The sequence below is a fragment of the Candidatus Deferrimicrobiaceae bacterium genome (genome assembly GCA_035256765.1).
Lineage (GTDB): Bacteria > Desulfobacterota > Deferrimicrobia > Deferrimicrobiales > Deferrimicrobiaceae > CSP1-8.
The window spans coordinates 1-10108 of sequence record DATEXR010000252.1 but is presented as its reverse complement, the minus strand read 5'-3'; the positions used below and the strand labels follow the sequence as shown (position 1 = coordinate 10108).

Below are 10108 nucleotides of genomic sequence, written 5' to 3'. Positions count from 1 at the left end.
CGTGTTTCTTCAGTCAGGGGCGTATTCGTAGTCACGTTTCCCTCCCACCGGTTTGTTTCGGCTGTCGATCTCCCAGGGAAGAACCGGCCTCGTCATATCTTCCCGCAAGAGGTCGAACCGTACGGGGGCCGCGTGCCGTATTCCCCGGGGGACAGGAAGGTACAGCCTGTCCGGTTTTTCGCGTCGCCCACGGACTTCGAGTTCCTCCATGGTCAAGGGGGGCTGGTCCGTGCCCGCGGCACGGGCTTTTCCCGTTCCCATCATCATCCCGGAGCCGATCAGGCCCGCCAGGAGAAGGAACACCAGCTTGGTCCAGCCACGCGTCATTCCTCACCCCTTACCACGCTCGACTCGGCGACCAGTCTCTGTGCGTTCTCGATTCTCTCCCGGATCGGCGAGGCCAGGTCGGCCGGCCCCTTCTCCGCTTCGAGGCGGTCGAGCGCCCCTACGTACCAGGCCAGCCCCTTCTCGAAAAACACGCGTGCCCGTTCCTTCAGACCCTCCTCGAATATCGCGCTCTCGCTCTCTTTCAGTCCTTTCGGCCTTTGTGAGCCGAGTATCGATCTGCCGAACTCCAGGAAAAGGTCTCCCGACATCTGGGAGGCGTTGATGGCGATCTCGATTGGTGATTCCTCACTCGCCTTTTCGAACAGCACGAGGGCCCGCTGGAAAAAACGATCCTTGATCGCCAGGTTCTTCTCCAGGGGGGCCACCAGCTTGAGCTTCCGGAACTGCTCCGCCCAGTATTCCCCGAGGGCGATCCTCGCCCTGCCCCCAAGCTCGAAGATGTCCCCGGGCGCATCCTTCTCCAGGCCGGCGTCCATCTGGCGGATCCCGCCTTCCGTCTCCCGGACGGCCGTCTTGGCATCGCCGCCTTTCCATGCGAAAAGTCCGATCGAAAGCGTCGCGTACACCGACTTCCACCGGGGGTCCGGATATCGTTCCCGGTAGGAGGAGAACCACTTCGCGGCCGTCTTAAGATCACCGTTCTCGGCGTCAAGACGGGCGGCAAGAAACAAAAGATCGGGACCCTCCTCGCTTTTCGGGAACCGTTCCGCCACGCTCGCGTAAAGATCGGCGGCCTTCCCGGGTTCTCCCCGCTCGATGAGGTAGGGACCCACCGCCCCGGCGATCTCCACCGCCTCCTTTTGTTTGGGAAATTTGTCGAGGAACAGCATGCCTGTCCTGGTGGCCGCCTCTTTCTCCCCCCCCAACCGGTAGGACCGGAAGGCCCGAAGGATATACTGCGGCGCCTCGGGAACCTCGGGGAAGCGCCTCCCCAGCTCCTCGAGCATCATGCCGGCCCCGCTCCAATCCTCTGCGCCCGTCCTCGCCTCGATCTCCTTCAGCGACGCGAGTATGAACAGATTCCTCGCCCGTTCCCGGACCCCCGGCTTGTCCTCCCCGGAAGGAATCCCGAGCACCATATCCGCCTTGTTCCGCGCAGGGGCAAATTCGTTCCGGAAAATGGCGGATTCCGCATGCACGAGTCGCGCGTCGTTAAGGACCGGTTTCGGGGTCGCCTTGTTCTTTTCGATTTCCTCCGCCACGCGGATGGCCCGATCGTACTCCGAGGCCGAGAGAAAAGCGGCAGCGGCACGGTAGGCAAGACCGGCCGCTTTTTCCGAGGGAAATCTCGCAAGGAGCAGACTTGCGGAGCGCTCCGCCGATTCCGCCGTATCTTCCTTTCTCTCGAAGGCGGCGATCGTCGTTTCCGCGTACAGGACGGCCGCCCTTTCTCCCACGGAGTCATCCCCCCGTTCCGCGAGCTCCCCGAGGATGGTAACCCCCGTCTGGCGGTCGCCCGCCTTGAGGGAGGCGACCGCCCACTTGAGCCTGAGCTCCGCGTCCTCGCCCGGCCTCTCCCCTTCCCTTGCGGCGAAGAAACGTTCCATCCCGGTTTTCGCCGCCACCATCGCCTTGCGCTCCCCGGATCGGACCCCCTCGGCAAACTTCCTCTCCGAAATGGATTTGAGCATGCCGACCAGCTCCTGCCGGGCTTTTTCACGCACCTCGGGAGTCCGCGATTCCGCCCACTTCGTGCCGGGGCCGTACTTCTCCTCGAGAAGGAGTATCCGCGCAAACGCCTGGTCTTCCATCCCCGCCTTGAGAAGCGCCTCCACCGACTTCTTCTCGTACCCCGGCGCGGCGTCGTCGCCCGCAAACCGTTCCGCCAACACTTCGTACGCCAGGGCGGCGCGGCCCGCTTCCCCGCGTTTCTCCTCGTCCATCGCAAGGGACAGAAGGAGGAGCCTTCCCCCGCAGGTTCCCTCCCGGACCGGCGCATACAACCGGAGACTCTCGAAGGGGCTTTCCCTCCAGGCGCGCACGGAAAGGGCAAGTACCGCCTGCTCGAAAGGAGAGGGTTCGCCACACCGGAAGGCCGGGTCGGAGAGCTGTCGGGAGAGCTCCCCCGCTGCTCCCGCCACATCGCCGCCCTGGAACCGGAACCAGCCCAGCATGTACCGGGCAGCGTCCACCGTGGCCAGTTCCGAGCCCTCGGCGGCCTTTTGATACAGCCCCCTCGCATCGGACAATCGCCCTGCCAGGAGTGCCTCGTGCCCCCTCCGGACGGCTATTCTCCCCGCGTACGGCGATGAGGGAAACTCACGAAGAAAGTCCCCTGCTTTCGATCGTGCCGCCGGATCGTTCGCCATGATCCCGAGGGAAACAAGCAGAGAGGAGGCCTCCTCCCGCAATTCCCCCGAGCGCGCGGCTGTGTCGAGGATCGGCAGGGCCGAGGCAATCACCTCCTTTTCCTTCTCCCCGGCAACCCTGCCAGGGAACGGTTCCCATCGGTCATCCCCTTCCTCGAGGAACGACCCGATCTGGAGTGCGCTTTCCACCCGGTCCCGGGGCGAAAGTGCGTCTCCCCGGAGGTAGGAAGCCGCCCTCTCCAGGGAGGACCATGCCTCCTGCTGCCCATCGGGGGTCCTTCGGGCCCGGAGGGACCGCGCCTGCCCCACGAGCGCGTCGACAATCTGGCGGGCGACCACGGGACGAAGCGCCGCGATCTCCTGCCGTCTCTGTTCCCAGGAGACGATTCGAGCGCTCTCCTCCAACGCCTTCACCGCGGGCAACAGGGAGTTGAACCTCTCCCTGTCGATGGATTCCGCCTTCCGGACCATCACCTCAAAAGGATCCTCCGTGCGGTCGGCAGCCTCCTGCTTCGGCCGAAGGATATTGAAATTTTTCTCCGTGAACGCCCGCGATTTTCCCGCGGCGTCCCGTATGGCGTCCAGTTCCACGAGGAATCTTCCCACGTCCTCCAGCAGGCTGGACATGGGCAGCGCGATCCCCGCCTCGACCCCCGCGACAGCCGCCGCCCTGCGTTCATGGATCCTCCGTTTGATCGCATGGATCTCTGCCTGGCTTTTCTCCAGCCTCGTCAGGAGTCGGTACCGTTCGATGGGGTGTGCGAGATTCTGGAAGATATCCAGCTTTCTGGCGAGCTCATCGACAAGTCTGTCGACGTCGACGCCCTCCAGGGTCACCTGCTCGATCGTCAGGATGATCTCTTCCACCTGGAACGTGGAAAGATACGACACCTCGGGAGCCGCCGACAATTTCGGCATCGATCGCTGCGCGCGCGCGATGGAGTGGTCGATGAACAGGAGCTGAACCAGAAGCTCGACGATCCTTTCCCGGGTCGTCCCGGGGTCCCCGGAGAAAGAGGCGGTTCCGATGAGATCGCGAAGGATCCGGTGCTCCTCCACCAGCCGGCGGAGAAACTCCACGGGTTCGTAGGCATCGAATGCTTCCGCAACGGGTGGCGTCGGTGAGGCGAGGGACCAATGGATTTTCTCTTCGGCCCAATGGAAATGGGCCAGTGCGGCTCCAAACCGTCCATCCTCCCGGGCAAGCCCCCCCTGCAGCAGGGACAGGAGGATCTGATTCCTGACCGGCCATCTCGCGATCGTCTCCGGCAATACCCTGCCGTTGCCTACCCTCGCAGAGTTGTCGACCGCCGCCCGACCGATCTCTGCCAGGGGGTCTTCCCCGCTGCGGAGGAGGGATAGAAAAAGGGGTGCCGCCTCCCCGGGGCGCCCGAGCGTCAGAAGGAGCTCTGCCTGGGACCGGGTAGCCCTTTCCGTGAGAAAATCCTCTGCTCCTCGCTCCCGGCCCGACTCCCGTAAGCGGTTGAATATGTTATGGGCGGTTTCTGCGCGTCCTTCTTCGGCGGCGATCTGTCCGATGGCGAAGAGAGCGTAGGAAGAATAGACGCTCTCCTTCGGCAGCTGGGAAAAGATCGCCGAGGCCTCGGCAAGCCTCCCGGTCAGCCGCAGCCCCGTCCCGTAGGAATACAGGACCAGAGGCGTCCTTGCTCCGTTCCGGATGGCTGTCTCGCAGATTGCGACAAGCCCCCCCGGATCCTCGTACCGGCTCTGCTCCTTGACGATCTCTTCGAAAAGCGGCGCCGCCTCGTCGCGGGAAATCTCGGCAAGGTGGATGTTTCGTTCCAGGTAGGACGCCGCCTCCCTCCGCAGCCCCAAGGAAGAGTAGCCGCGGCAAACAGACGGCACCTGTGTTCCCACCGTATTGTCGGACACCAGAGCCCGCGCCATATCGGTGAGGGTTATGGCGGACGTCGCAGGCCGGTCGGCAAGGCAAAGAACGAGAAGAACGGAGGCGATGAGGATGATGCGCGGGCGTCCTGAAGTTATGGGGAAGGTGATCCTTTCACGTCCGAAATTCAAGTTCATCCCCGACCTCGGTCCCCGTTCTCTCGATCGTGCCCTCCGGCAGTTCGAGGACCCCTCGGGCGTCCCAGTAAATCCTGGATAAGCGGTTCTTTCGAAAGCGCCGGTAGAGCGCCACCACCCGCATTCCGCCATCGAGGAACAGCGCGTCAAATTCGAACGCCATCCCCAAAGAGTGGATGCTGTAGCACGGGCATATCCACAACCCTTCCCCCGGAGATAGACCCTCGACCCCCAGGAGACCCCTCATCCGGGCAAACGGGGAACTCGCCTCCCGGACTCCGTCGCCCAGAATTCTATCCCTGGTGGTATTCCGGACCTTCATCCCCATCGAATCGTTGTCTTCCGATTCCTCCCCATTCATTCGTTCGTTCCCTACCCGGCTCACCGGTTCCCGGCCATGACGGGGAACAGGACCTTCGCGATCTGGATGAAGCCGGGTCCGAGAATGACGACGAAAAGTGCGGGAAACAACAGGAACACCAGGGGGAACACCAGCTTGATCGTGGTCTTTGCGGCGGCCTCTTCCGCCCGCTGCCTTCTCTTCGTGCGCAGGGAGTCGGAGTGTACCCGGAGGGATTGGGCCAGGCTGGTTCCCAGTTTTTCCGTCTGGATCAACATGGCCACGAGGGACTTCACCTCCTCTACCCCGGTACGGTCCGACAATGAACGAAGCGCCTCTATCCTGGGCTTACCGGCTATCATCTCCCGGTTGACGATGTCGAACTCGTCGCTCAGGGTCGGACTGGAGAGTGCGAATTCCTCGGAGATCTTCACGAACGATGCGTTCAATCCCAACCCCGCCTCGACGCACACGACGAGAAGGTCCAGCGCGTCGGGGAGATAGTCGGTGATCTCCTCCTGGCGCTTCCTCATTTTCCACCGGACGAACGCGATCGGGAAGAGGAAGCCGAAAAGAAGCCCCAGCGCTCCGAGAAAGAATATTTTCTGGTTCGCCATCCCCATCGACTTCCCGAAAGATACGGCGAGAAGGAAGAGGGAGGCCGGCAGGACAGCACGTACCCAGAAGTAGACCTGATAGGACCCCGGACGACGGAAACCCGCCTGGATGAGCTGCAATCTTATCCCGGTAGATTGTTCGCTCGTGATCATCGCCACGATATCATCCTGGATTCGCCTCTTCCGCTTGAAGCGTTCCAGAACGCCGGTAAACCGTGAATCGATTTTTTCGCCCCACGAAGACCCGGCCCCGGAAGGCGTCTCGGAAATATCCTTGAGCCTTTGCGGGAGGGACTCCCTCCGGCTCTCGACCAGCCAGTAGAGAGCCAGCACCGCAAGGGCCGTTGCCGTGAAGACGGCGATCGCAAGAAAAAGAACCAAACCGCTCCTCCTTCGGTCAGATCTTGATCCGGATGATCTTCCGGATCACGAGCATCCCCGCAATCTGCAGGACGATGGCCCCAAAGATCATGGATCTTCCCATCGGTTCTTCCCAGAGAGGTTTCATGTAACCCGGGCTCATCAGGAACAGGATGAACGCCACCACGACGGGCAGGAAAGCAAGGACGATCCCCGTCAGCCGGGCCTGGGCGGTGTGGATCTTGAGCTGCCCCTGGATGCGGAATCTCTCCCGGATGACATAGCCGATCTTGTCGATGATCTCCGCCAGATTCCCCCCCGTCTCGCGCTGGATCAGGACAGCCGTAACAAAGAAGTTGACATCGAGGAGGTCGATCCGGGTCGTCATGCCGATCAGGGCATTCCGAAGCGGAATCCCGAGGTTCTGTTCGTCGAAAACCTTCTGGAATTCCGGACCGATGGGAGCGGGCATCTCCTGTCCGACCAGTTGAATGGCCCCCGTGAACGAATGCCCCGCCCGCAGGGAGCGCGCGAACATTTCCAGGGCCTCGGGGAAATACATGATGAATTTTTTCATGCGGAGGTTTTTCCTGGTGTTCACCACGATCGTCGGGACCACGAAAAGGAACGCCCCGAAAAGAACGGCAATCAGGAAAGGCCAGTGCAGAAAGGCCCCCACCAGCAGAGCAAACCCGAAGAGGATGCAGGACAGGAGGATGAACGTGCTCACTTTCATCTCCATATCCGCCTGTTTGAGACGCTTGTCGATTTGTACGGCAACGTTGATATTCGCGAGAATCCTGTTGAGCGCCGGCACATCACTCAACAGTTCGCTTTTAAGGACATCGGGAAGGTCCTCTAACACGAGATTGCGCAGTTCGAGGAGGGAGAGCCGTTTTTTGATCTCCTTCCTTTCGGTCCACCCGGGGGCGATCAGGAAGTACAGGGACAAAAGTACCGTCAGGATGCCCACGAACAGGATAGCGGAGATCCAGAGCATCGCCGGCTCCCTACTTTTGCTTCCGGTATGCGAAAATATCGGACTCGAGATGGATTCCCGCGGTGTGGATGACGTCGAGGAACTTCGGCCGCACCCCGGTGGCACGGAACTGACCCCTTACCTTCCCCTCATCGGTCAGCCCCTGCTTCTCGTACACGAAGATGTCCTGCATGACCAGGATATCCCCTTCCATCCCGGTGAGTTCGGATACCTTGACGATTTTGCGCGTCCCGTCGCTCAGCCGCGCCACCTGGATCATGACGTTCAGGGCAGAGCTCATCTGTTCCCGGATTGCCCTTGCGGGAAGGTCATATCCCGCCATCAATACCATCGTCTCGAGACGCGCCAGGGCGTCACGCGGGGAATTCGCGTGGATGGTCGATATGGAGCCGTCGTGCCCCGTGTTCATCGCCTGCAGCATGTCCAGCGCCTCGCCCCCCCGCACCTCCCCGACGATGATCCGGTCGGGCCGCATCCGAAGGGCATTGCGGACGAGATCCCGTTGCGTCACGGTTCCCTTCCCTTCGATATTGGGGGGTCGGGTCTCGAGTCGCACAACGTGGTCCTGCTGGAGGATCAGTTCCGCCGAATCCTCGATGGTGACGATCCGTTCCGTGTCGGGTATGGAAGCGGAGAGGATGTTGAGCAACGTCGTTTTCCCCGCGCCCGTTCCCCCTGACACCAGGATGTTCAGGCGGGCCTTGATCATCGCGCCGAAGGTCCGTGCCATTTCCTCGGTTAACGATTGGTATTCGATGAGGTTTTCCATCTTCAGGGGAGAGATGCCGAACCGGCGGATGGAAACCGCCGGGCCGTCCAGCGAGAGAGGGGGAATGATCACGTTGACGCGCGACCCGTCCGGAAGCCGGGCGTCGACCAGCGGGGAGGATTCGTCGACACGCCGGCCCACTTTCGAAACGATTCTCTCGATGACGCTCATCAGATGGTCGTCATCCTTGAAGGCCACCTCGGTTCTTTCGAGCTTTCCATGCTTTTCGATGTATACCTGGTTTGGCCCGTTGACGAGGATGTCCGCAATATCCGGGTCCTGGAGGAGAGGCTCCAGAGGACCGAGCCCGAGCGTCTCGTGCTGGATCTCGAGGACCAGCCTGTCACGCTCGACCCGCGTGAGGGGAATTCCTTCGTTTACGATGAGGCTTTCGACGACCGCCTTGATGATTCCGGACAGCTGTTCGGTAGGGATCTCGGCAACCGTGGAGAGATCCAGTCTGTCCACGAGCTTCCGGTGGATGGTGCTTTTCAGATCCTGGTAGGCACGGATCTCCGTGTCCAGAGTATTCCTGCGCTGGGAGGGATCGCCGAATACCACCGTACTCGCGCCATTCTTTTTCGCTTTCCATTCGCTGATACTCATTTCGTCCTCCGGGAAGACGTGAAAATCCTATCGAACAAGCCTCTCTTTTTCGATGCCGGGGCGTCTTGGGGAACAGGGGGAGAAACGAGGAGGTCCGACAACTCCCGGAAACTTTTCGTGACCGGCTTGTCGGGGGACGTTTCGCGGAGCAACTTTCCCCGGTTGACGGACGCGATGACGGCAGGGTAATCGTTGGGTACCGCAAAGAAAACGGGGCAGTTCAGGATCCCCTCGATGCTGTCCTGCGGGATCTCATCATTTGGCAGATACCGGCTCAGGACCAGCCGGACCCGTTCGTCGCGCAACCCGATGCGCCCGAACAGGGAGAGACACTTCTGGGTGTTTCGAAGAGAGGGAAGGTTCAGCAGGGACACAAGCAGAATGGTGTCGGACATCTCGAGGGCGGTCAGGGTCCGTTCGTCGAAGTGGTGCGGGGTGTCCACGACGATGTAGTCGAACATGGACCGCAGGGTATTGAGCACATCCTTCACGTGGCCTGCGGAGATCTGTTCCGCATCCTCGATCATGGGAGGGTCGGCCAGGATGTACACCCCGCTGGGATGCTTCACAAGAAGGGTGTGAAGAAAATCGTAATCCGCCTTCTGCGCGTTTTTCGCGAGGTCGAGGATGGAATACGACGGATTGACGTTGAAGAACATCGTCACGTCACCGTGGGAAAGAACCAGGTCGACCACCACCACCTTTTTGCCGTGGTAGCGGACCAGGGCGTCCGCGAGATTGACGGCGATCGTCGTGGTCCCGTTCCCCCCCTTGTTGCTGAACACGGATACGATCCGGCCGCTGTCCGGCCTCTTCTCCATCCGGGCTGCTTTGAGTTTATAGACCTTCTCCACCGCCGCGCGCAGGTCGATCTCCTTTATGGGCTTGCAGAGGAAATCGTGCGCCCCGGCCCGCATCGCACGCAGGATGAGGTCCGAGTCGCTCTTGTCCGAGAGGGCCAGGATATAAAGAGACGGAAAATCCCGGGCCAGGGTGGAGATCCCCTCGATGGAAGCATCGGGGACCTGGCCCAGGCCGATGATCGCCATTTCCGGATGATGCTTCCGGATGATCGCGATGCCGGTCTCGAGGGAGTTCGTCTTCCAGCGAACCTCCAACGATCCGATCGTGCGCCCCAGGATGTCGATGTGCCGGATCGCCTCCTGGTCCGTTTCGATGATGAGGCAACTGATCTTGTTCATCCGTAACCTATTCCACCAATCGAATATTGAGCACCGGCGTCCCGGCCGGCCCGGGGTCACTGCTGCCCACACCCCATCCTTCGACCGTTACGAACCTCCCGACGATGGTTCCGTTGTTGGGTGGGAAATACTGGATGTCCTGAACCCAGAACCCCACGAAACCCAAAGGTTGGAAGCTCGTCTTCCCGGGTTTTTCCGGTGTATGAATACCCCCCTTGTAATTAGGGTCCGGAGAGTAGACCGGAATCTTGATAATACGGGGGGATGATTTCCAGTCCCCCGTTCCTCCTTCGCCCCATGCCCAAGCCGAATTTCCACTTTCCGGGTGTCCTCCGTCAATACTGCCGTCATTCACCCATTGGGCGTTAGGATCTCCGTTCATGATGCTACCCACGTCCCGCCAATCGGAAGGCAACGTCACCTTATTCCCCGTTTCGTTAATAGCGTAATAATCGGTCGCGGGGTCGGGCAATCCGTAATATTGGTCGGGCGCCACTGGCTTGATGGTTGG

General features: G+C 61.0%; 8 protein-coding genes. All 8 read right to left on the bottom strand.

From position 1 onward, the window contains the following. Positions 1 to 9: 9 nt before the first annotated feature. Positions 10 to 327, bottom strand: a complete 318-nt coding sequence (locus VJ307_08405; GenBank protein HJX74162.1) for a hypothetical protein — start codon at positions 325 to 327, stop codon at positions 10 to 12. Then, on the bottom strand, positions 324 to 4550 hold the full coding sequence (locus VJ307_08400) for a tetratricopeptide repeat protein (protein ID HJX74161.1): 4227 nt from the start codon (positions 4548 to 4550) through the stop codon (positions 324 to 326). Before VJ307_08400 ends, VJ307_08405 begins: the two co-directional genes overlap by 4 nt. A gap of 130 nt (positions 4551 to 4680) precedes the next feature. After that, positions 4681 to 5025 carry a DUF192 domain-containing protein gene (locus tag VJ307_08395; protein HJX74160.1) on the bottom strand — a complete coding sequence of 115 codons (345 nt, stop codon included), beginning with the start codon at positions 5023 to 5025 and terminating at the stop codon, positions 4681 to 4683. 59 nt (positions 5026 to 5084) lie between these two features. After that, entirely contained in the window at positions 5085 to 6041 is a 957-nt protein-coding gene (locus VJ307_08390; GenBank protein ID HJX74159.1) for a type II secretion system F family protein, read from the bottom strand. A gap of 16 nt (positions 6042 to 6057) precedes the next feature. Then, positions 6058 to 7020 (bottom strand): type II secretion system F family protein, encoded by a 963-nt coding sequence (locus VJ307_08385; protein HJX74158.1) that lies wholly within the window; start codon positions 7018 to 7020, stop codon positions 6058 to 6060. A 10-nt stretch (positions 7021 to 7030) separates the two neighbouring features. Next, positions 7031 to 8395 (bottom strand): CpaF family protein, encoded by a 1365-nt coding sequence (locus VJ307_08380; GenBank protein ID HJX74157.1) that lies wholly within the window; start codon positions 8393 to 8395, stop codon positions 7031 to 7033. After that, positions 8392 to 9597 (bottom strand): AAA family ATPase, encoded by a 1206-nt coding sequence (locus tag VJ307_08375; GenBank protein ID HJX74156.1) that lies wholly within the window; start codon positions 9595 to 9597, stop codon positions 8392 to 8394. The genes VJ307_08380 and VJ307_08375 overlap by 4 nt, the downstream gene beginning before the upstream one ends. Before the next feature lie 7 nt (positions 9598 to 9604). Continuing rightward, a partial coding sequence (locus VJ307_08370; GenBank protein ID HJX74155.1) for a hypothetical protein occupies positions 9605 to 10108 on the bottom strand: 504 nt, incomplete at its 5' end.